This window comes from Anaerobutyricum soehngenii, from assembly GCF_009697165.1.
GTDB lineage: Bacteria > Bacillota > Clostridia > Lachnospirales > Lachnospiraceae > Anaerobutyricum > Anaerobutyricum soehngenii.
This window is the reverse complement of the sequence record NZ_VULP01000007.1, coordinates 96,556-118,440: the sequence shown is the minus strand read 5'-3', so window position 1 is coordinate 118,440 and position 21,885 is coordinate 96,556. Positions and strand designations below refer to the sequence as shown.

Genomic DNA, 21,885 nt, shown 5'->3' with positions numbered 1-21,885 from the left:
GTTGAGTTTGGTCACTTACATTATACATGAAAAAGGGGGTCATTGCTTTTTTATTCGTAAAAAGTGATGAAATCCTTGAAAATATAAGGTTTTAAACAAAAATAGGACTGTAAAACTTTACAGTACCAATAAAAACGAGGGGGTGCTATTATGACCAGACTTACAATATGTATGTATGGCGCAGCAAGCGACCGCATCAATTCCATCTATATAAATGCAGCGAACGAACTAGGAAAGGAAATTGCAAAACGACACCATAAACTCATCTATGGCGGGGGTGCCAGCGGACTGATGGGAGCCTGTGCAAGCGGTGTATTAGAAAACGGTGGAGAGGTAACAGGCGTTGTTCCGACCTTCATGAACAAGTTTGAACCGATTAAAAGTGAATGCACTGAAATTGTACGCACAGAAACTATGAGTCTTCGAAAAGAAGTCATGGAAGAGAATGCAGATGCATTCGTTATCGCCCCTGGTGGAATCGGAACTTTTGATGAATTCTTCCAGATACTTACTTTGACCGAACTTGGCCGAAGCGCAAAGCCGATCATTGTATATAATGTGGCCGGTTTCTATGATGACACCATTGCAAATATTGATAAACTTATCGGCATGGGCTTCATCCGCGAATCCGTAAAGTCGCTCTTCTCTGTATGCGAAACACCAGAAGAAGTGCTTAATGCCGTTGAATGGTTAACAAGTCAATAGGTTTTAAATGGCTAAACAGACGAACTCTGGAAAGGGGAGAGGTAGCAATTGTGAAGATAATCGCTGCGCACAAAATGCTCAACCGCATTTTTGCTTGCTCCGACATCACAATTGCTACCTCTCCCCTTTCCGAAGTTCTGTGCTTTGACCATCTAAAATGTAGGAAGGAGATGGGGGGAGGGAACATAAGACTTTGTCTTCCTGCCCTCTTTTGTATATCAACTGATATATACTCAACCGTCATAATATCCGATAAGTAGAAACCCTTATACCCTATTTCCTACGCTCCACCTAATCAGCATAAATATAAGTCTCTCAAACACTCATCTCATTTAATAGAACAGATACGTAATAACCAGACAGAATGTCTAGCAAGCAGAAACTCTTATCCCCTATTCCCCACTCACCCCACCGGCATAAGAAAAGGACTTTGTTCTCCAAACAGTCTGTCTTAATAAAAACAGAAAATGAAACAAGCCTATAATAGCCAGATGGGATATCGGAGCAAGAGAAAATGCGCCAAAACGCATTTTCCTCGCCGCGACTACTTTCCCATCTGGCTATTATAGGCTTGTTTCATTTTCGTCTGTTATTACCACAAACTATTTCGAGGTCGAATCCTTTTCTTTATCCTGCCACTTCTTTCTTTCTACAAATCGTCCAAGTACGAATGCTACGATTCCTACTCCGATTCCTGTCTGAAGACAGAAGATTAAGCTTTCGATTTCTCCAGGAAGTTCTCCACCAAGTGCTGTTTCAAGTACTGGTGTGAACCATGGTTCATATTCTTTTCCCTGAATTTCAGAAATCATTTCGCTACCGGCATCATCAGATCCACCAAATTCTGCACCTTTAAGTGCAAACAGTGGAACAATTGCGATCAATGCTGCAATTACTAATAAAATAACTACTGTTTTTGTATTTTTTGTCATTTTCTTTCCTCCTATTAAAATTCCAGACTGCTTAATTCGTCTTTTGCATATGTCTCAAGTGCAATAACGATAACTACAGTAAGAATACCTTCAATAACTGCTAATGGAAGCTGTGTTGTAGCGAAGATTCCAAGGAATTTTACGATGGATGCTCCTACACCGCCAACTTCTGAAGGATAAGCAAGTGCAAGCTGGAAGCTTGTTACACAATATGTAAATAAATCACCTAAGAATGATGCAACGAATATAGCTACTCTCTTATTTACATTTGCTTTCTGAAGTAATTTATATAATACCCAGGAAATGATTGGTCCAGCAATTGCCATAGAGAAGCAGTTAGCTCCTAATGTTGTTAATCCACCATGTGCAAGTAAGATTGCCTGGAAGATTAATACGATGATACCTAAAATACTTGTTACACATGGTCCAAATAAGATTGCTCCAAGACCTGTACCTGTCATATGGGAACAGCTTCCTGTTACTGAAGGAATCTTTAAAGATGAAAGTACGAACACGAAAGCACCTGTTAAAGCAAGTACTGTAAGAGTTCTTCTGTCATTTCCAAGCACCTTTTTGATATTCATAAAACCGATTACTAAAAATGGTACACAGATTACTCCCCATAAGATACAGTATTTCACTGGAAGGAATCCCTCCATGATGTGCATCGCATTAGAAACTGGTGCGATTGTGAAAAGCATTAAAAATACGCTCGCAAGAACTGCAAGACTCTTTTGTTTTTTAGACATTTGTCTCTCCTCCTTTTAATTTTTCATTTATAAACCTTTTACCATTGCCTGAAATTCGGCAATATTTTTAGGATAAACGTCCCCTTTAGGAACGATACCTTTCTCTTTTAAAATGTCATAGACATCAAACATCATCGGATGCTTCAGGTTCGCCTGCTTTAAGATATCCTCCTGCTTAAATACAGCAAGTGGTGTATCATCCGCAATGATCTTTCCATGGCAGAATACGATAACTCTCTCTGCCCATCGATAAGCGAAATCTACATCATGTGTAGATATGAGCATTGTCCGGCCCTCATCACCCATTTTTTGAAGAACCTCTTCAAGCATTGCTGCATTCAGCGGATCAAGTGCCGCTGTAGGCTCATCAAAAATAATAACTTCTGACTCCATTGCAATAATATCTGCAATACTGACTCTCTTTTTCTCACCACCGCTTAAATAATGTGGCGGACGATCTTTAAATCCTGAGATATTCATATATTCAAGAGCTTTATCCACTCTAGAAACCACTTCTTCTCTTGGCAGTTTTAAATTCATCGGTCCAAAAGAAACTTCTGCCATTACTGTGGATGCAATAATCTGATTATCTGCATCCTGAAAAACAATTCCTACATTCTTTCGAAGATTATTCAGATTCTTTTTCGTAATTTTCTCCCCACGATAATATATTTCTCCATGATGAGACTTCAAAACTCCGTTAATGTTCAGAAAAAATGTAGACTTTCCGGCTCCGTTAGAGCCAAGCACCGCAATTTTTTCACCTTCATAAATATTAAGGTCAATTCCATTCAACGCTGCTTTTTCGCCATTATATGCATAATGTAAATCTTCTACCTTTAATATTGGTTCTTTTTCCTGCATAAATACCTCCACAGGTCATACATCTATCTTGTAACTATTTAAAATTTTTCAAATCGCAAATAACACATACAGGATATCTGCACACTATCTTCTAAATTACTTTGTAAAAAACCATATAAGCAATAAAATAATAATAAAAATAACTGCCATTACAACCTGGCCTGCTTTTACCTGCTTTTCCTCCTCAAGGAACTGTAAATCCCCGTTATAACAACGTGCTTCCAAGGCATTGTAATAATTATTTCCTCTTTTCAGTGAAACAACCAGCAGATTGCTGGCAACCTGTCCAAAGGAATAACAAGATGTTTTAAAATCACAATAACCAAGCCGGGATTCCGCTGAATTCTTCATACGGCTGTGCGTATCAATCATAATGAAAATATATCGGTAAATCATATTCATAAGCTCTATAATCAGCTTTGGAACATGAGCCTTCCTCAAAACAGCAATAATTTCGCTTAACGGTGTCGTCAATGTCATCATATAAAGTGCACTGACAGCGCCTAATGCCTTAAACACAAGATTCCCTGCTTTAAGCAAACTTGCCTTTGAGCAGTAAATGTAAAACAAATTCAAAAAATGAACATGATACTGTCCCACTGGATGCATTGAAAACCCAATCGCTATGGCAATTGTTCCAAAAATCAAAAATATGATTGGAACAAGGAGCATCAAAATATAATGATGCAGCTTCAAACCGCCAACAGCCACTGTCAAAAATCCCATAAAAAAAATAACTGCTAGTGAAACAAACAGATTATTACACGCAATACATAAAAGTAAACTAATAATCGAAAACAGGACTTTAAAACCTGCATTCCAACTTCTCATTCGAGAAGCATATGCATAATAATCTACCGAAAAGCTTCCTCCATGCTCATGCCTGAACTTTCTTTTCTTCTCTTTCATAAAAATCTCCATAACAAAACAGGACTTACTCTATTACAAGCCCCTGCTTTTTACACTCTTTCTTTATTCTTTATGTCTCTTTTCATGTACTAAAATATTCAATTTTCAATTGGTAAAATGTATAATAGATAATAGAAAATAAAAGTTAAAAGAACCTGTTACATAAACCTAGATAACAGGATGGATAGAACTTTAACACTAGTTGGACAGAAAACTCTGTATTCACCAGAATATAACCATAATTGTTACTCTGTAAACAAGAAAACTCTGTTAAAAACTGTGTTGATTTCCTAAAATAGATATACGAATACTTTATAAGCATTATTGATTTTAATTATCAATACACTCAAACTTCGTTTATTATATCACAATTTTTCTTCTTGTAAATGTATTTTTCTGCACATTCTTATTTTTTTATGAATAAAATCTTTCATTTTTCTAAAAAATCACACGTTTTATTTTGGTAAATAAATAGCCGAATATTACCTCTTATTGTGTGGAATTTTACAAATACTGATTTAATGGACTAAAGAAACGAAAAGTAGAAACTTGATATAGAAGAAAATGTGAAGATAGTCGCGGCACAGAAAATGCCTGACCGGCATTTTTACTTGCTCCGACATCACATTTTCTTCTATATCAAGTTTCTGCTTTTCTGTTCTTTGACGCCAGATGAAATCAGCATTTTGAGTAGGAAAAATAAGAGAATTCCCCAGAAGTATACAATTTCTATTCAAATGGAAAACTCCAGAAGAATGCGTCAATCCTTTAGACTTTAATTCCCCGAGAATCCATAACCTTCTGGAAAATCCCCATTCTCGCCAACTGTAAATTTAGATAGCCAGAAAAAAGAAAAAAATAATACATCCCAGATGCGGCTTCGGAGCGTATTTAAGATGCGGATGAGCATCTTAAACACAGTGACTACAGAGCAGATGGGATGTATTATTTTTTTCTTTTTTCGTCTATTACCAAATCTACAAATCAGAATTCCGTTTCCATCCATTTTTTAGCTTCTTCGTCCATCGGTACAAGCTCTTTATCATTAATCGATGGTTCTTTTACAAAAATCATCTTTGTTCCAGCTTCGGATTTCTGAACATAAGTTGTTCCTGGAAAGGTCGCAAAAAAATCTCCCGCATGATACTCATATATTTCTCTTGTGTCAAGGTCCATATACTGTGTTCTACCGGAAATAACATAAGCATATTCTTTTGCCACAGAGTGGCGATGAGCCGGCTCACCAGTGAATTTATCATAAGCAGTTAATCCCATTTCCGCATTGTCTGACTTAACAAAAGGGATATGTTGTGGTTTCTTTAAGTTTCCAACGAAATACTGTCTTCTCTCATCTTCAAAGGCTTTCTCTATATCCTTTGATTTTATTTCCATAAAACGACTCATCTTCTTCCTCCGTAACCATATACTTTATTTATTATACTTTGCTGCTTCCTCTTCAATCATGTTTACTCGTCTCTCGTGACGGCCGCTTCCGATATATTTTGCATCAAGCCATGCGTCTACGATTGCCTTAGCCATCTCACTTCCAACAATTCTTGCACCAAATGCAATAATATTTGCATTATTATGTTCTTTTGTTAATCTTGCGGACACCGGTTCACTGACAACGGCAGCTCGTACACCTTTTACTTTATTGGCTGCAATAGAGATACCGATTCCTGTTCCACAGATTAAAACACCGGCATCTACCTCTCCACTTGCAACTGCGTGGCCTACTTTTGCTCCATAGATTGGATAGTCACAGCTTTCGGAAGAATCTGTTCCATAATTTACTACTTTATAACCTTTTTCCTCAAGGTATGCCTTGATCTCATTCTTAAGATCTACTGCCGCATGGTCATTACCAATTCCTATTACTTTTACTTCTGACATAATTAATCCTCCAAGTTAAAATCTAATATACCCGCGAAGCATACCAGTAGCGTATCCTCCGCGGGCTTATTAGTTATTTACAATATTAATATAATACTATTTTTTGTTGTTGTGGTCTACTGTTTTATGTACGATTTCTTTCATCTGTGGCCATGTTTCCATATATCTTTCCATATAGAACTGATATTCTTTATGTGCTTCCATGTTAGGAATGTACTCTTTATCCACACGAATCATACTGTCTGCTGCTTCCCAGAAGTTAGGATAGATTCCAACACCAACAGCTGCGATGATACAGTCACCAAGACATCCTGCACTCTGGCTCTCTACTGTTGTATACATTGGTACTCCGATAATATCGGCATGCATCTGCATCCAGAAGTCAGACTGTGCTAAACCACCACATGCGTAAATTTCTTTTACATCGTATCCAGCCTTTTTCATGCTGACGATACAATGGTTTGCACCATAAGCAACACCTTCATATACCGCTCTTGCAAGATGAGCCGGTGTTGTACCGATAGATAATCCCCAGAACATTCCTCTTGCTTTTGAGTCTGCATAAGGAGCTCTGTTACCCTGGAAGTAGTCCATCATAACGAGACCGTCACATCCGATCGGAACAGAAGATGCTTTTTCTGTGATGAGATCATAGATATTCATGTTACGGTTTACAGCTTCCTGCATCCATGCTGCCGGAAGAAGGTTATTCTTGAACCATGTCAGAATAGAACCTGCTGCTGTCTGTCCACCTTCTAACAAGCTGGTTCCGTCATACATACAGTTTGGATATGTTCCATTTACACCGTCTACGTGGAATTCTTCTTCGGAAAGACCTAACAGACAGGTAGATGTTCCACCAATTAATGTCATACCGTTTGGTCTTACACCACCAACACCAAACATACATGCATTACAGTCTGCTGTACCTTCTACTACAACTGTCTTTTTGCTAAGACCAAAGATTTCTGCAGCTTCTGCACTGATATTACCAACAACTTCTCCTACCTTTAATACTGGTTCTGGGAACTTATCAACAACATCATCAAGTCCTACTGCATTATAGAAGTCTACTGGATATCCGCCATTTTTATCATCATAGTTCCAACGGAATGCTGCAACAGACATACTTACTGTTTTTCTTCCTGTAAGCTTCCAGTTCAGCCAGTCTTCAAATTCCATGATCGTCTTAGTTTTTGCCCAGTTTTCAGGCTCGTTCTTCTTAACCCACATACACTTTGGAACCATAGTGTCTGCTCTAAATCCTGGTTTATAGAACTTCGTTGCATCATATTCTTCGCGAATAGTATCGATGAAGGATGCTTCTTCTGTCGCACGAACATCCATCCAGAGAATCGGTGGACGTACAGAAGTATCATTCTCATCTAAGTACACTAATGTGTTTGTTGTAGCATCACAGGTAATCGCTGCGATATTATCTGCTGCGATACCAGCCTTCTTGATACACTCAGGAATTGCTTTCTTTAATGCCTCAAACCATTCGTAGTCGCTCTGCTCTGCCCATCCATTTTTAGGATAAGTTGTTCCATACTCTGCAACAGCGTATGCACGATTCTGTCCTCTAAAATCAAATAACGCTACTCGTACACTACCGGTTCCTGCATCAATACCCATTAAATATTCTGCCATTTTGTAACTCCTTTCATCATTAACGCATACTTTCTATGCTATATTGTTTTACCCAATACCCACTTTTATTTCATATATTCCCAATCAAACGCATGTAAGATCTGATAGATTATTCTTCATTTTCAAAGTCAATGATTCTCTGTACTTTTGCAACAGATCTGCAGTTAGGATCCCATTCTACAGAAAGATATTCTTTAACAAGCTGTTTTGCAAGTTCGATTCCGATAACCTGTGAACCCATAGTAATAATGTTTGCATGATTAGAAAGCTGTGCTCTCTGAGCCTGATATACATCATGAATACATGCAGCATAAGCTCCTTTTACTTTATTGGCTGCAATAGAAACACCAATACCTGTTCCACAAACGATGATACCTCTGTCATATTCTTTAGCAGCTACAGCTTTTGCTACTTCAATGGCTGTATTCGCATAAATCGGATCATCACTTCCTAAGTCTGCTACTTCATGTCCAAGACTCTTTACATATTCCATTAAGTCTAATTTAAACTGTGTTGCGTTAGGATCACATCCAAATACTACTTTCATTTTTTAATCTCCTTCTTTATTTGAGTGGTAAAAAATCCCTTTTGATTTATACTTTAAAACTACAGATATTTTCTCATTTCATTTAAAGAATCATAGATACAAGTTGGCTCTACGTCAGATTCAGCTACAGTCTGCATATCTGCTTCCCCGGTTAAAACAAGAAATCCTTTCGCTCCGTTATTCACGCCTGTTGCCACATCTGTATATAAGCGATCGCCAACAAAAGCCATCTCTTCTGCCTTATAACCTGTAATCTCTGCAACCATATCTACTGTTTCTTTCCATGGCTTTCCAAGGAAACGAGGCTTCACTCCTGTAGAATCTGTAATAAGACTGCACATTGCTCCACAATCAGGCATAAATCCATACTCTGTCGGGCAGTTTGTATCCATATGTGTTGCAATAAACGGAACACCATTTCTTACGTAGTGACAGATTCGATCTAGTTTATGATAAGTTAATGTTGTATCAAAACTCTGTACTGCAACATCTGGATCTTCTTCTACAAGATTAATTCCTTTTTCCTTCCAGTTCTCTTCCAGAACAGGAGTACCATTGAGATAAACTCTTGCTCCCGGATAATTCACCTTCAAAAATTCTGCACAGACATCTCCAGCTGTTACAACTTTACTTTCCTCTACATCAAGTCCCAGCTTATGAAGCTTTTCAACATAAACTGCAGGGACACGAGAAGCATTGTTCGTAAAGAAAATGAAATCTCTGTCTTCTGATGCATCTACCTCACGAATGAAATCTAATGCACCTTCAATCAGCTGATCACCTAAATATACTGTTCCATCCATATCAAGGACAAATAGTTTCACACCTTTTAATGCGTCTTCCTTTTTCTGCATAAAATATACCTCTTACCTGTTTATATATTCCTGATCATATCTATCATCGTCGTCAGAAATTCTGAGAATTCCTCAAGAATAGCCCGGCATTCTTTAGCCGTAAATCTCTTCTGTAATCTTATCTGCGATTTCTTCTAAACGTCCATTATCTTTTGCAAACTGCATGATAGAGTAACGAGGACGTACTGTATATCCTTTCAGTAAACTGTTATGGAACAGTTCTTTGCTGATACCAATATCCTTTGGACTTGTTGGTGCTCCACCTTTTGCTAAAAGTGCTTCAATCTCCTCATGAGGCGGACAAAGTGCTCCGGTTCCTTCTGGAAGGATATCTGCTAATTCTTCAAAGAAACGAGCAATAATCGGAGTTGCTACACCAACCTGAATTCCATGATGATTTGGATTTAATCCACGTGCAATGTAATCCATTTCCCAGAAATGAGATAACATATGCTCTGCACCTGATGCCGGACGGGAAATATTAACTAATGCCATCGCAACACCTGTTAAAGTTAATGCTTCTAATAATGCTCCAAGTGACTCAGGATCTCTTTCCTTTAATCCTTCTGCTTTTGCAAAACACTTGTCTAATGCTCTGTTAACTAATGTAACACAAGTATCGCAACGATAATCGTTATTGGCCTTAACTGATAAATCCCAATCTGCGATCGCAGTAATCTTACCAACAACATCACCGTAACCTGCCTGAATCAGATCCTGAGGAGCAGTCTTTAAAATATCGGTATCTCCAACGAGTCCGTATGTAAGATGAGCTACCGGAGAATACTTATATCCCTGTGAGAAAATCGGGGCTCCATCTGCTACATATCCATCCATAGATGGTGCTGTCGCAACAATGATATATGGCAGTCCGGAACGTGAAGTTACGAACTTAACGGAGTCATTAATAACACCAGATCCAACTGCTACCATAAGGCTTGTATCTAAATCCTGTTCCTGTACAATTCTTCCTAAGGTCTTCTCATCTGGAATCAAGATATCATCGCCTGTATCAAATAACAGTTCTTTTACATTAAATCCATTCTCTTTTAGAAGTTCTACAGCTCTTTTACCTGCTACTTCGTAAGTATGATTATCAAATACTACAAGAATCTTACCATCTTTAAATGGTTCTGCCATCTTTGGTAAATCTTCGATTGCTCCTTTACGGATAGACATATCGTGTACGCTAAAATTGTGGTGCTTTCCACAAGAACAATCAAACTCAGTTTGTGGCATCTCATTAATTGACAGGTTTAGAATTTCATCCATGATATTTACCCCCTTGATCAAAACTATGAACTAGATATATTCTGATGCTGCATCTACTGCATCGGCAGTATTTATTACTGCTGCACCATGATTTATTATTCAGATATCAATGCCTCTGCACATTCAATATCTGTAATCAACGTATTAATATAGTGTCCGTTAATCGCTCCTCTGACTGCCCGAAGCTTCTCAACACCTCCGGCAATACCGATAGAACGTGGAACAGAGCGAAGCATACTGATATCCATTCCAATAACATTATTATCATCTTTATACGGAGCAGTATCTCCGTAAATATCATAAAACTGCATACATAGCTCTCCGGCTACCTTACGGTCAATAAGAGATTCTATCTCATTCTCCTTAAAATATCCCGTCGCCATAATTGCTGACTTCTCATTCGGATATCCGATACCAACTATTGCAATATCTAATTTCTGTGTCAGATAAATCGCCGGTAATAAACTATCTTCTTTCAAAAGCTCATCTCGGATATTTCTGCTGGAAACGCGGGCCGGTGCATGCAGCGGTACAAACTTACCATTATATATACGAGACAGTGATTCCGCCAGACTGTTCGCATGAAGCTCCATACGAACTCTTCCAACTCCACCGACTAACGGAACAAATGTAACTTTCTGTGCGGCAGGATGTACAACATGGGACACGACTTCAAATAAAGTGGAACCCATAGAAACACCTACTATATTCCCATCTTTAATCGTATATTCCAAATATCTGGCGGCCGCTTCTCCAAGCGACTCCTTCATCCCATCCTCTGAGGAATTCTCTCCTACAATGATTACTTCCCGAAGACCAAATTCTTTCTCAAGTCTTCTCTCAAGCTCCCAATGCTCTACTGCATTCACATTGGAAATACTAATCTTTACAATTCCCTGCTCCTTAGCAAGCGCCAACACTCTAGATACCGTCGGTCTGGATAAATTCAGGTCCTTGGCAATCTGCTGCTGGCTGATACCCTGATTATAATACAAATCGCATACCCGAACCATCAGGCGTGGATCATCAATTACCTTCCTCATATTCCCCCTCCCGTAACTACCTATATTATAAAATTTTCCCTCTAGATTGTCAACAAAAACATGACATATATTTTTACATTCTTTCAATATAACCAAATATTTTGCCCTGTTTTTGGGCAATTTTTTATTATTATTTTTACTTTTGTAAATATAATAACAGTAGGCACATAAATACATTCAAACGGACCCCGGCATTTTCGCAGCATTTTTTCCTGTAAAATAAAAGAAGCTATCCACAGTTACAGTTGTAACACTGTTACTGCGATAGCTTCTTGCTTACTTTATTTCTCATCTCTTCTATATAAATAATAACTTCCACCAAAAAATCCTATAATCATTCCAGTATATCCTACAATACAAAATAATGTAATTCCATGCCCAATCACACTTCCCGTTGCCAGGGAAAATCCTGCCGCGCCAATAATAAGCGCAAGCAATGCCCAGAACATTGTATTTAAAAACAGGAAAATATTTTCTATTTTTCCCCCTGCTGCTCTATGAACAGTCTCTGATATTTTATATATTTCTTTCACTTTCATCACCCATCTGTCCTTTCCTTTATGTGCATAACTCTAACACAAAGATGTAAAATCAAAAGAGATTGTCTTGTAAAATATATGTAAGTTTTCATTGATCAAGCAAAAGAAACAAACAGCGCAAGGAAATAAATCCAGAATTATCTCTTAAGAATGTTTTAGATTCTCTTTGGTTATTACTTAAGATTTCTTTGTTATCTTGTATGTATAACTATGAATCAATAGTCGCTAACAGCACTAAGGAGATACTACATATGAAAAATATATTACAATATTTCGAGAAAACCTGTGAGCGTTTTCCTGATCATATAGCCGTTGCAGACGACCATGCTTCGGTTACTTTCCATGATCTGAAAAGAAAGAGCCAACAGACAGGTACCATGCTTGCTTCTACTTTGAAGAAGCACCGCATTCCTGTTGCTATTTATATGGATAAGAGCCCTGCTCTGGCAGAGGCAATGCTCGGCGTTCTTTACAGTGGTAATTTTTATGTCGTACTTGACACACAGATGCCTGTAGAACGTGTACACCGTATTTTTGAAACATTACAGCCGGCTGGGATTCTTACAGACAGCTCATACATTGATAAAGTGAATGCATTTCACACTAGCCGTTCTGATATGCCTTCTTCTTTTGAAGAGGACCAGAGTGAACCGTTCTCAAAGACAATTAAGACATTTTTAATAGAAGATAGTGCTTTGGCAGGAATAGATAACAAGCTTCTTGACAGAGTACGTGACCAGATGACGGAACGTGATCCGGCATATATTCTCTATACTTCCGGTTCTACCGGTCAGCCAAAGGGTACTGTGATCAGCCATCGTGCATTGATTTCTTATGGAAGCTGGTTTATCCATGCATTTGATATTGATCAAGCAACTATTTTTGGAAGCCAGACCCCATTGTACTTTAGTATGTCTGTCTCTGACTTTTATGCAGCACTTCGTACCGGGGCAACTTATCAGATTATTCCAAAGAAGTATTTTTCATTCCCGATGCAGCTTATGGAATATCTGAATACTTATAAAGTAAATACCATCTACTGGGTTCCTTCTGCGCTTAATATTGTAGCGAACTGGGATACATTTTCTTATATTAAACCGGAATATCTTAAGAAAGTATTGTTTGCCGGAGAAGTTATGCCTGTAAAGCAGTTGAATTACTGGCGCCAGGCACTTCCTGATATTTTTTACGCAAATCTTTTCGGTCCGACAGAGACAACCGATATTTGCAGTTACTATGTTGTTAATCACACTTTTTCCGATGAGGAAACACTTCCTATCGGCGTTGCCTGTGACAATTGTGACCTGATCATCGTAAATGAGAACGGGAAAGAAGCTACAAGCGGGGAACTTCTTGTCAGCGGTCCGTTTCTTGCAGACGGTTATTATCATAATCCATCAAAAACTTCTGAAGCTTTCGTACAAAATCCGTTGAATGATGCTTATCCGGAAGTTGTATATCGCACAGGAGATCTTGTATATCGAGGGGAAGATGGACTTTTAAGATATCAGGGACGAAAAGATTTCCAGATCAAACATATGGGATACCGCATTGAACCCGGTGAAATCGAAGCTTCTATTGGGGCTTTGCCGGAAATTCATGCCTGCGTATGTATTTACTTAGAAACAACTGATCAAATTCTTGTTTTTTATCAGGGAAAGGTAAAACCAGATGCACTTTCCGTTACAGCAACCTCTAAACTGCCTGCGTATATGCGACCGAATAAGTTCATCCGAATCAAACAGATGCCTTACAATGCAAACGGAAAGATCGACAGAAAACTATTAAAAGAAAGCTATCAAGAATGTTAAGACATTCTTGAATAATACACAAAGGAGATTAACTATGGACACTATTCTTGAAATTTTAGAAACTATTAAACCTGGCGCTGACTTTGCGGCATCAACAGATTTTATTGATGAACACCTTTTAGAATCTATGGAAATTCTTCAGCTTGTCTCTGAGCTTAATGATGAATTTGATATCAACATTACACTTCCTTATATTAAGCCAGAGAACTTTAAATCTGTAGAAAGTATTTACCACATGGTTCAGGAAATTTTAGAAGATGAGTAGGTGAGAATATGCAGTATAATTCATGGCTCTATCTTTTTCCATTTCTTGGCGGCAGTCTGATCCTTTATTATTTACTTCCCATAAAGCGCCGTTGGATCGGACTACTCTTTTCGAGCCTGCTGTTCTATATTCTTACAATGAAAAGTCTGGTTGTCGTTGTCCTGTTTACAACGGCAGCCATTTATCTTGGTGCAAGAGTTATCGAGCAGTTCAACGAAACATTTAAATTAAAAAAGAAAGAATTGGACCGCGCTACAAGAAAAGAACTAAAGAATAAGACCACGACAAAAATCCGCTATGTTATCGCATTCTTATGCTTTATAAACTTCGGTATTTTATTTGTTACAAAGTATTTTAACTTTTTTGGTGAAAATATCAATGCACTTTTTAATGCTTTACATATCCCCGCCCAGATTCCGTTTTTAAATATCTTTCTTCCTCTCGGAATCTCTTTTTACACACTGTCTGCCATCAGCTACGTGACAGATGTTGCCCGCGGCGTATGTAAGGTCGAAAGAAACTACCTGCGCCTGCTTCTGTTTTTAATCTTTTTCCCAGTCATCACCGAGGGACCAATCTCCCGCTATGGGCAGCTTGGTGAAGAATTAAAAGCAGAGCATCGCTTTGATTATAAACAGTTTTGTTTTGGTGCCCAGCTTATTACATGGGGACTTTTTCAAAAAGTACTTCTTTCTGACCGCGTAAATATGTATGTTCGTGCTATTTTTGCAAATCACGAACGATACTCCGGTTTTCCTGTTATCATGGCAATTCTTTTATATACTTTCCAGCTTTACATGGACTTTGCCGGATGTATTAACATTGCAAGAGGAAGCGCCCAGCTTTTCGGCATCACTTTAGAAGAGAACTTCAAACGTCCATTTTTCGCCACTTCCGTTAATGATTTCTGGCGCAGATGGCATATTACTCTGGGAGCCTGGTTCAAAGATTACATTTTTTACCCGATTTCTCTTGGAACACATTTTCAGAAGTTCTGCCAAAAGTGCCGAGCCCACATGAATCGTTATTATGCTGCCACGATTCCCGGTATTTTTGCTCTGTTCGCCGTTTGGTTCGGTAATGGAATCTGGCATGGAGCAGAATGGAAATACATTATTTACGGTCTTTATTACTATGTCATCATGGTCCTTGGTATGCTTTTCGAACCTGTTTTTGCTGCTTTTTGCAGGAAATGTAACATTGATCGAAATGCATCCTGGTATCACATAATGCAGACAGCCCGCACATTTATTCTTGTAAATATTGGTATGCTCATTTTCCGGGCACGAAACTTAAACGTTGCTATCGCTATGCTCTGTTCTGTATTTCGTCCATGGAACAGCAAAGTCTCTTTCTGGCAGATAGCTTTTGATCAAGGAGGATTATTTAAACTGGATTTCCTGTTAATCGTCTTTAGTATTATTCTTCTCTATCTCATCGGAAAGAGCCAGGAAGAGGGACATTCTATCCGCGAACTCATATCAAAACAGTCCTTACCAATTCGCTGGGGACTATATATGATTCCTATTATACTGATCATCATTGCCGGTGCCTATGGACCCGGATGGGGCGTTGCCGACTTTATTTATGCGAAGTTTTAATATGATTTACTATCGAACACTTTCATATGTACTCTCGGAATCTTTTTGTGCTTGATTTCGTGAGAGTACATTCACTTTACAGGAGGAACTAAAATGTCAAAAAAATCAATAGCAGCACGAAGCATTATTTTCCTGCTGATTTTAACATTTGCACTGAAAATCTTTTCTTCCTTATCCATTGCCATGGGGTACAATGCCAATCCGCTATTTAATTACTCCGGCTATAGCATTTTTCAGGAACCGGATAACAGTATTGATGTATTAGCAATAGGAGACAGTAATGTATACAGCGGAATTTTTCCTCTCATATGGTGGGAACAGGACGGATTCACCGGATATACCTGGGGACAGGCAAGCCAGCGTATTCCTGAGACTTATGAATATTTAAAGCAGATTTATAAACACCAAAAGCCTTCTATCGTACTGATTGACGGCAATAATCTTTTTCGTGATAAAACCGATATCGCTAATCTCGACTCTATCACAAAAGCAAAGCTCGCAACCTTTTTTCCGGTTATCAGCTTCCACAAAAACTTAAACCCACATAAAATTAAGAACATTTGGGGAAACCGATATTCCGTTATGAAAGGTTACTATTACCGTAAATCAACGCACAAAGTCCATAAAAAAAAGCACCGAATGAAGTTCACCAGAAAAACCTGGAAAATCAACGATATCAGTGCATCTACCTTTGAAAAATGTATTCACTATTGCAAACGTCAGGGTTCTATTCCTGTACTGATCTCCGTTCCGAATTACAATGGATGGAACTACAGAAAGCATAATGCATTGCAGCAGATTGCTGACAAGAACAAAATCAACTTTATCGATTTGAACCTTGAATTAAAAAAGAATATCAACTGGAAAAAAGATACTGTAGACGGCGGCGATCATCTCAATATCAAAGGAGCCCAAAAAACTACCGCCTATCTCGGTGAATACCTCAAAAACGAATATGGCCTTCCTGACCGCCGCGGAGATCAAAAATATAAACAGTGGGATAATGATGTTCTTGAATACCACAAATTGTTAAAATTAAACACGAAGTAATCAATATTATTCTATTCTGATTATCTTATTATTCTCTAATGAAATCAGTAATATCATTCAAGTCGAGCACTTAGAAACCCTTACTCTTTCTACTAGATTTAAAATCCTGGTTTCCATATAGATATTACTGATTTCATACTTTTAACTTCTTTCTTTTATGAATCTACTTAATTCCTCTATACTTCTTACTGTCACATCAGCACAGTTTTCCAGACGTTCTCGGTTGCGGTGATTAAACCAGACTGTATGCCAGCCTGCACCGTCTGCCCCAACAACATCTGCCTCATAAGTATCTCCAATATACCATGTTTCTTCCGGATTAAGTGAAAACATCTTTTCGATATATTGAAATGCCATCGGATCTGGCTTCTGATAGCCGATCCCACCGGAAATAAAGATATGGTCATCGTCAAACCATCTATGTAAATCTAAAGCAATTACCTTCGCATACTGAGATTTCGGTCTCCCGTTCGTAAGAATGGCAATGAAAATATTATGAGCTTTACAATAATCAAGGAACTCTTCCACTCCCTCGCTAAGAGATATTTCTTTCTGATAAGCTCTGTATAATCGTTCAAACTCTTCTGTATCTTCTCTGTTCATCTCAATTCCCACATCATGATACGTTCTTTTAATTCTCTCATAAAAACAATCCTCATGTGGAATGTCTCCTTTTATCTCTGCTTCCATAATCTCATCCGAATAATCTCGTGATTTTATAAACAGTTCCGTACAATCCGCATCGGTTTTATCTGCATATAACTTTTTATGAACCAGTTCAAAAGGTCCCATGAGGTCATAAAGGGTATCATCTAAGTCAAAAATCAGGTTCATTGTTGTTCCTCCTTTTATTGGCAACAAAAAAAGCACCATCCCCAGGCCTAAATCCTAAAAACGATGCTTTGTAATGCGCCTTCAGGGGCTCGAACCCTGGACACGCGGATTAAGAGTCCGCTGCTCTACCAACTGAGCTAAAAGCGCATATCCTTGTGTTTTGTTTTCGTTTCTCTCAACGACAAGGACTATTATATAACAACCTTTCATAGATTGCAAGCATTATTTTTTATTTTTCAAGTATTTTTTTTAGTACAATCGCCGGACCATCTTCATCATTTGATTTCGTAATATAATCCGCCTTCTCTTTTAATACTTCCATCGCATTTGCTACCGCAATTCCAATATGTGCATATTCGATCATCGCCACGTCATTATCACTATCTCCAATCGCTACGGTATCTTCATGTGCAATATTATATTTTTCAGCAAGAATACGAATCCCTACATCTTTATTACATCCCTTTGGGAAAATCTCCATATTATATTCACTTGGAAATGTCACAACAAGATTCTCGTTTTTCGCTATTTTAGCAGCAAATTCTCTCAATTCCTGCGGATCTGGAAATGCAACATGGATTTTATTAATCCTCATTGTTCCCCGACGTAACAGCAGATCATAAGACAGCGCTTTTACATCGGTAGAAAGTAAACTGTCACAAAAATCCTTTCCCATTTTTGTATTGTAAAAGACAGGAATATCCTCTTTTTCTACATACGCATCATTGTCACAATATAACTCTATAAATCCATGTCTTTCCTTCACTTCTTTATAAATGTCGTAAACGAAATGCTGCGGTATCTTGTAATTATGGATCAGTTCTTCCGTCTGAATATTTCCAACCAAAGTTCCGTTAGCACAGATACAGTACTTCACGCCTTCAATATCCTTTACCTGATTCTTAATGCTTCGAAAGCTTCTTCCTGAAGTCGGTACTACCATAATCCCATTTTTCCCTGCCTCAGCAATCACTTCTTTTGAATAAGAAGAAATCGTACAGTCAGAATGTAATAATGTTCCGTCTAAATCTATTGCTACGATTTTCATTTGTAAATCCTTTCATCTATTATAAATATGTTTTATTATCTGTAATCCCTCAGAAATATACTGATTTCTTCAAGCAAAATACACATAAGACCTGATCTCTGTTATTTTCCATTCAGAATATTGCACACTTCTGAAATATTCCGGCAAAAGTTAAATAAACATCGCCAGATTCCCCTGTCACAAAAACTTTTTCTTTGAATATTCCAGCACATCTTTTCTTTAAAATTCATAAAATATCACCCCTGATTTATTCTATGAACATTACTAAAGATGTGCGCCTGATTTATCAAATTCCAACCTTCTCTTATCACCCAGTCAATTACTACATATGCCCGTACAGATTACTTATTTTCTTTATAAAAAACCTGAAGCATACAGATTGGATTACCTTTTGCTACAAACTTCTCTTCATATTCTGTCATAATATTGCCTTCTAAGTATTCACTATGATGAAGATCAAATGTACATTTCTCCAATGTCCATCCTGCTTCCTCTACTTCTTCTAAAGAAAAATCAAATAATGGTCTGTTATCTGTCTTAAAAATAACTCTTCCTTCTTCTTTTAAAATATTATGATAACGCTCTAAAAACTGTCTGGAAGTAAGTCTTCTCTTTGCATGGCGGTCCTTTGGCCATGGATCTGAGAAATTCAGATAAATCTGATCTACCTCTCCTTTTTCAAATACATTCACAATATTCTCTGCATCCATTCGAATAAAATGAATATTATCTAAAGGAGTTTCTTCCATCTTTTCTAATGCTCTGACTAAAACACTGGAATACTTTTCAATTCCAATATAATGAATATGAGGATTTTTCTCTGCTAACCGCATAAGAAACTTTCCCTTTCCCATCCCAATCTCTAGCTGAATCGGCTTACCGTCCTGAAAATAATCTTTCCACTGACCCTTGATCTGCTCTGCATCTTTAATTGTATATTCATTCGCTGCAATCTGTTCTCTTGAACCTTTTACATTTCTTAATCTCATCAAACTCTCCTATCTACTTTTCTACTTTAATACGCACTTTGCTTTCCACTGCATTTAATGTACTCTCGGAGTCGTTCTTGCACTTGCTTTTGTGGCTGATTTTCCGCCTGAAACTTTTCGCGTACATTTTTCCTATCTGATATTTTTAGACATACAGTATTATTCTAATCGCTGCACATTATTTTTGCAATTAATTTTTGCTTTTTCTATAGAAGTAGGATACAATGAAAAGCAAGGTCTAAAAATGACCTGGCAAAACTCTAAAACATGGCCCAACTGGGCAGAATCAAAAGGAGAATCCCAATGAAACGATTATTTACGTTTATATTGACACTGACAATGGCCTTCAGCTTTTGTGTAAATTCCCTTGCGGCAGCTGCGACCACTACTACAGCTACGGAAACTACTGCGGCTACTGCTGCAACAACAGAAGCATCGGCTGGCACATCTAACACCCAGACAACAGGCGCTTCCTATGGAACCTCAAAGCTAAGCGGAGCACCTGACATTGTAGCAGAATCCGCTGTTGTAATGGATGCTGGTACTGGAACGGTTCTTTATGGAAAAGAAGCCAGCACAAAAAGATACCCAGCCAGCATCACGAAAGTTATGACTGCTTTACTCGCCGTTGAAAACTGTAACATGAGCGATATCATCACATACTCCAACGTCGCTGTTAATGGAATCGAAGCCGGAAGCAGTACCGCCGGAATCAATGTCGGCGCAAAACTTACTGTCGAAGACAGCTTATATGCATTAATGCTAGTGTCCGCTAATGAAGCCGCTGCTGCTATCGCTGAACACATTTCCGGTTCTACCACAGAATTTGCAAAGCTTATGACAAAGCGTGCAAAAGAATTAGGCTGTAAAAATACACAGTTTAAAAATCCTCATGGACTTCCTGATGAAGAACATTACACAACTGCCTATGATATGGGACTCATTCTCAAAGAGGCAATGAAGCATCCGGAATTCCGCAAAATTGCCGGAACCATTTCCTATACCTTAAAAAAGAGCGATTCTTTAACCGATACACTCGAACTCTGGAATCACGCTAAAATTTTAAGACAAAACAGTGACTACTATTATGAATATGCAAAAGGAGCTAAAACCGGCTTTACTCAAGTAGCCCTCAATACATTAGTAACCTATGCTAAAAAAGATAATGTTGAATTAATCTGTGTTATCTTAAAAGATCATGGAGCAGACAAAAGCTACACTGATACCGCAAACTTATTCAAATGGGCATTTAATCAGGTAAAGGCAGTCACGCCACTGACCAACTTCAGTTTAAAAACTGCCATGACAGAAAACTCTTCGATCGACTCAGCAAAGCTTGACCAGATTCAGTTATTAAACAGCTCTTATGATACTAATTTTTCTGTCCTTGTAAAAAAAGACTTCGACGAATCCACATTAAAAACCGCTTTTAAACTAGATGAAGATAAAAAAACAGGCCGTCTTGGATATATCATTATCTCCTGCGATGATAAAGAACTCGGCCGTACAGAAGTAACCTATGACATAACTTCTAAGCAGGGCAAAGCTTACCTTGAAGGAAAATCCCTGGATGATAACCTGAAAACTGCTCCTGTAGCATCCAAAAGAAAAGAGGCAATACATAAAGGAATCTCTTTCTCTTTAAGAATCCTCATTGCTGTCATTCTTATTATTTTAATCATGCACATGATTCATAGACACGAATTAGAAAAACGTCGAAAAGAACGCATATCACATAGAAAAAAATCCTGATTTGTAGATTTAATGTAGACGAAAAAAGAAAGAATACCATATCCCATCTGTTCTGTAGTCGCTGTATTTAAGATGCTCTTCCGCATCTTAAATACGCTCCCAAGCCGCATCTGGGATATGGTATTCTTTCTTTTTTCTGACTACTTTAAATCCACAGTTGGAGAGAATGGGGATTCTCCAAAAGATTATGAATTCTCGAGAAATTAAAGTCTAAAGGATTGACATTCAAATTGTTGTATGTGATTGAATTGTATTTAATCTTCTTTTCTTTGCTATACTTGCCTTACAATTCAGCCAAAAGTTCTATTACAGTAGCTGTCTAACCTCATTCTACAAATCAGTTAAAAAATAAGAGAAAGGGGGTTGTCAGAAATCTACGATTCTTATTCAGATAAAATCTCCAGAAGGAAGCGTATTTCTGTTGAATTGCATTCAATTTTCAAGTGTAAACAACATACAACCATTTAAATGTCAGTCCTTTAGAAATTAATTTCCCGGAATGTCATAGGCTTCTGGTGTAGTCCATGTTATTAAACTGTAGATTTAGAATAGCCAGAAAAAAGAAAAAAATAATACAT

At 37.9% G+C, this 21,885-nt stretch carries 21 protein-coding genes and 1 tRNA gene; 6 read left to right on the top strand and 16 right to left on the bottom strand.

Translation table 11 applies throughout. The annotated features are described in order from the left end of the window. Nucleotides 1-150: 150 nt before the first annotated feature. On the top strand, nucleotides 151-705 hold the full coding sequence (locus FYJ25_RS05420) for an LOG family protein (protein WP_147608255.1): 555 nt from the start codon (nucleotides 151-153) through the stop codon (nucleotides 703-705). A 602-nt stretch (nucleotides 706-1,307) separates the two neighbouring features. Here FYJ25_RS05420 and FYJ25_RS05415 read toward each other — a convergent pair. The 12 genes from FYJ25_RS05415 to FYJ25_RS05360 all read right to left on the bottom strand — a co-directional run bounded on the left by FYJ25_RS05415 (nucleotide 1,308) and on the right by FYJ25_RS05360 (nucleotide 11,960). Continuing rightward, nucleotides 1,308-1,637, bottom strand: a complete 330-nt coding sequence (locus tag FYJ25_RS05415; protein WP_147608257.1) for an energy-coupling factor ABC transporter substrate-binding protein — start codon at nucleotides 1,635-1,637, stop codon at nucleotides 1,308-1,310. Nucleotides 1,638-1,651: 14 nt separating this feature from the next. Then, the gene (locus tag FYJ25_RS05410; protein ID WP_154580744.1) at nucleotides 1,652-2,386 is read right to left on the bottom strand and encodes an energy-coupling factor ABC transporter permease; all 735 of its coding nucleotides are present in this window, start codon (nucleotides 2,384-2,386) and stop codon (nucleotides 1,652-1,654) included. A 27-nt stretch (nucleotides 2,387-2,413) separates the two neighbouring features. Then, on the bottom strand, nucleotides 2,414-3,250 hold the full coding sequence (locus tag FYJ25_RS05405; RefSeq protein ID WP_154580743.1) for an energy-coupling factor ABC transporter ATP-binding protein: 837 nt from the start codon (nucleotides 3,248-3,250) through the stop codon (nucleotides 2,414-2,416). 96 nt (nucleotides 3,251-3,346) lie between these two features. Then, nucleotides 3,347-4,159 carry a cobalt ECF transporter T component CbiQ gene (gene cbiQ, locus FYJ25_RS05400; protein WP_154580742.1) on the bottom strand — a complete coding sequence of 271 codons (813 nt, stop codon included), beginning with the start codon at nucleotides 4,157-4,159 and terminating at the stop codon, nucleotides 3,347-3,349. A 984-nt stretch (nucleotides 4,160-5,143) separates the two neighbouring features. Then, nucleotides 5,144-5,563 (bottom strand): cupin domain-containing protein, encoded by a 420-nt coding sequence (locus FYJ25_RS05395; RefSeq protein WP_021906965.1) that lies wholly within the window; start codon nucleotides 5,561-5,563, stop codon nucleotides 5,144-5,146. 24 nt (nucleotides 5,564-5,587) lie between these two features. Beyond that, nucleotides 5,588-6,052, bottom strand: a complete 465-nt coding sequence (rpiB, locus tag FYJ25_RS05390) for a ribose 5-phosphate isomerase B (protein ID WP_021906964.1) — start codon at nucleotides 6,050-6,052, stop codon at nucleotides 5,588-5,590. A gap of 96 nt (nucleotides 6,053-6,148) precedes the next feature. Beyond that, a complete protein-coding gene (locus FYJ25_RS05385; protein ID WP_096238928.1) occupies nucleotides 6,149-7,702 on the bottom strand; it encodes an FGGY-family carbohydrate kinase in 1,554 nt (517 codons plus the stop codon). Nucleotides 7,703-7,811: 109 nt separating this feature from the next. Then, complete coding sequence (locus FYJ25_RS05380; protein WP_021906962.1) at nucleotides 7,812-8,249, bottom strand: RpiB/LacA/LacB family sugar-phosphate isomerase; 438 nt, start codon at nucleotides 8,247-8,249, stop codon at nucleotides 7,812-7,814. Between the two features lie 59 nt (nucleotides 8,250-8,308). Then, nucleotides 8,309-9,103, bottom strand: coding sequence for an HAD-IIA family hydrolase (locus FYJ25_RS05375; protein WP_021906961.1), 795 nt, complete (start codon nucleotides 9,101-9,103; stop codon nucleotides 8,309-8,311). Between the two features lie 93 nt (nucleotides 9,104-9,196). Then, nucleotides 9,197-10,375, bottom strand: coding sequence for a sn-glycerol-1-phosphate dehydrogenase (locus FYJ25_RS05370; protein ID WP_096238927.1), 1,179 nt, complete (start codon nucleotides 10,373-10,375; stop codon nucleotides 9,197-9,199). A 95-nt stretch (nucleotides 10,376-10,470) separates the two neighbouring features. Then, nucleotides 10,471-11,418, bottom strand: coding sequence for a sugar-binding transcriptional regulator (locus tag FYJ25_RS05365; protein WP_096238926.1), 948 nt, complete (start codon nucleotides 11,416-11,418; stop codon nucleotides 10,471-10,473). 281 nt (nucleotides 11,419-11,699) lie between these two features. Next, nucleotides 11,700-11,960, bottom strand: a complete 261-nt coding sequence (locus FYJ25_RS05360) for a hypothetical protein (protein ID WP_123864821.1) — start codon at nucleotides 11,958-11,960, stop codon at nucleotides 11,700-11,702. Nucleotides 11,961-12,208: 248 nt separating this feature from the next. Here FYJ25_RS05360 and FYJ25_RS05355 point away from each other — a divergent pair, with 248 nt between their 5' ends. From FYJ25_RS05355 to FYJ25_RS05340, 4 genes are all read left to right on the top strand, one after another. Next, entirely contained in the window at nucleotides 12,209-13,768 is a 1,560-nt protein-coding gene (locus tag FYJ25_RS05355) for an amino acid adenylation domain-containing protein (RefSeq protein WP_096238924.1), read from the top strand. A gap of 34 nt (nucleotides 13,769-13,802) precedes the next feature. Continuing rightward, on the top strand, nucleotides 13,803-14,033 hold the full coding sequence (locus FYJ25_RS05350) for a phosphopantetheine-binding protein (RefSeq protein WP_096238923.1): 231 nt from the start codon (nucleotides 13,803-13,805) through the stop codon (nucleotides 14,031-14,033). 8 nt (nucleotides 14,034-14,041) lie between these two features. Further along, on the top strand, nucleotides 14,042-15,634 hold the full coding sequence (locus FYJ25_RS05345) for an MBOAT family O-acyltransferase (protein ID WP_096238922.1): 1,593 nt from the start codon (nucleotides 14,042-14,044) through the stop codon (nucleotides 15,632-15,634). Between the two features lie 93 nt (nucleotides 15,635-15,727). Beyond that, nucleotides 15,728-16,684, top strand: coding sequence for an SGNH/GDSL hydrolase family protein (locus FYJ25_RS05340; RefSeq protein ID WP_021906954.1), 957 nt, complete (start codon nucleotides 15,728-15,730; stop codon nucleotides 16,682-16,684). Nucleotides 16,685-16,825: 141 nt separating this feature from the next. Here FYJ25_RS05340 and FYJ25_RS05335 read toward each other — a convergent pair whose 3' ends face one another. The 4 genes from FYJ25_RS05335 to trmB all read right to left on the bottom strand — a co-directional run bounded on the left by FYJ25_RS05335 (nucleotide 16,826) and on the right by trmB (nucleotide 19,555). After that, complete coding sequence (locus FYJ25_RS05335) at nucleotides 16,826-17,545, bottom strand: HAD family hydrolase (protein WP_243145686.1); 720 nt, start codon at nucleotides 17,543-17,545, stop codon at nucleotides 16,826-16,828. Nucleotides 17,546-17,592: 47 nt separating this feature from the next. Continuing rightward, nucleotides 17,593-17,665, bottom strand: a tRNA-Lys gene (locus FYJ25_RS05330). 82 nt (nucleotides 17,666-17,747) lie between these two features. Beyond that, nucleotides 17,748-18,566 (bottom strand): Cof-type HAD-IIB family hydrolase, encoded by an 819-nt coding sequence (locus FYJ25_RS05325; protein WP_154580741.1) that lies wholly within the window; start codon nucleotides 18,564-18,566, stop codon nucleotides 17,748-17,750. 341 nt (nucleotides 18,567-18,907) lie between these two features. Next, on the bottom strand, nucleotides 18,908-19,555 hold the full coding sequence (trmB, locus tag FYJ25_RS05320) for a tRNA (guanosine(46)-N7)-methyltransferase TrmB (protein WP_096238918.1): 648 nt from the start codon (nucleotides 19,553-19,555) through the stop codon (nucleotides 18,908-18,910). 303 nt (nucleotides 19,556-19,858) lie between these two features. On the opposite strand from trmB, the gene FYJ25_RS05315 reads away from it, so the two are divergent. Then, entirely contained in the window at nucleotides 19,859-21,307 is a 1,449-nt protein-coding gene (locus FYJ25_RS05315) for a D-alanyl-D-alanine carboxypeptidase family protein (protein ID WP_167513776.1), read from the top strand. Nucleotides 21,308-21,885 lie beyond the last annotated feature (578 nt).

What these genes read in the sequence shown, in the direction of transcription:
- FYJ25_RS05420 (WP_147608255.1), top strand. Translation starts at nt 151, where the DNA reads ATGACCAGACTTACAATATGTATGTATGGCGCAGCAAGCGACCGCATC.
- FYJ25_RS05415 (WP_147608257.1), bottom strand. Translation starts at nt 1,637, where the DNA reads ATGACAAAAAATACAAAAACAGTAGTTATTTTATTAGTAATTGCAGCA.
- FYJ25_RS05410 (WP_154580744.1), bottom strand. Translation starts at nt 2,386, where the DNA reads ATGTCTAAAAAACAAAAGAGTCTTGCAGTTCTTGCGAGCGTATTTTTA.
- FYJ25_RS05405 (WP_154580743.1), bottom strand. Translation starts at nt 3,250, where the DNA reads ATGCAGGAAAAAGAACCAATATTAAAGGTAGAAGATTTACATTATGCA.
- cbiQ (WP_154580742.1), bottom strand. Translation starts at nt 4,159, where the DNA reads ATGAAAGAGAAGAAAAGAAAGTTCAGGCATGAGCATGGAGGAAGCTTT.
- FYJ25_RS05395 (WP_021906965.1), bottom strand. Translation starts at nt 5,563, where the DNA reads ATGAGTCGTTTTATGGAAATAAAATCAAAGGATATAGAGAAAGCCTTT.
- rpiB (WP_021906964.1), bottom strand. Translation starts at nt 6,052, where the DNA reads ATGTCAGAAGTAAAAGTAATAGGAATTGGTAATGACCATGCGGCAGTA.
- FYJ25_RS05385 (WP_096238928.1), bottom strand. Translation starts at nt 7,702, where the DNA reads ATGGCAGAATATTTAATGGGTATTGATGCAGGAACCGGTAGTGTACGA.
- FYJ25_RS05380 (WP_021906962.1), bottom strand. Translation starts at nt 8,249, where the DNA reads ATGAAAGTAGTATTTGGATGTGATCCTAACGCAACACAGTTTAAATTA.
- FYJ25_RS05375 (WP_021906961.1), bottom strand. Translation starts at nt 9,103, where the DNA reads ATGCAGAAAAAGGAAGACGCATTAAAAGGTGTGAAACTATTTGTCCTT.
- FYJ25_RS05370 (WP_096238927.1), bottom strand. Translation starts at nt 10,375, where the DNA reads ATGGATGAAATTCTAAACCTGTCAATTAATGAGATGCCACAAACTGAG.
- FYJ25_RS05365 (WP_096238926.1), bottom strand. Translation starts at nt 11,418, where the DNA reads ATGAGGAAGGTAATTGATGATCCACGCCTGATGGTTCGGGTATGCGAT.
- FYJ25_RS05355 (WP_096238924.1), top strand. Translation starts at nt 12,209, where the DNA reads ATGAAAAATATATTACAATATTTCGAGAAAACCTGTGAGCGTTTTCCT.
- FYJ25_RS05350 (WP_096238923.1), top strand. Translation starts at nt 13,803, where the DNA reads ATGGACACTATTCTTGAAATTTTAGAAACTATTAAACCTGGCGCTGAC.
- FYJ25_RS05345 (WP_096238922.1), top strand. Translation starts at nt 14,042, where the DNA reads ATGCAGTATAATTCATGGCTCTATCTTTTTCCATTTCTTGGCGGCAGT.
- FYJ25_RS05340 (WP_021906954.1), top strand. Translation starts at nt 15,728, where the DNA reads ATGTCAAAAAAATCAATAGCAGCACGAAGCATTATTTTCCTGCTGATT.
- FYJ25_RS05325 (WP_154580741.1), bottom strand. Translation starts at nt 18,566, where the DNA reads ATGAAAATCGTAGCAATAGATTTAGACGGAACATTATTACATTCTGAC.
- trmB (WP_096238918.1), bottom strand. Translation starts at nt 19,555, where the DNA reads ATGAGATTAAGAAATGTAAAAGGTTCAAGAGAACAGATTGCAGCGAAT.
- FYJ25_RS05315 (WP_167513776.1), top strand. Translation starts at nt 19,859, where the DNA reads ATGAAACGATTATTTACGTTTATATTGACACTGACAATGGCCTTCAGC.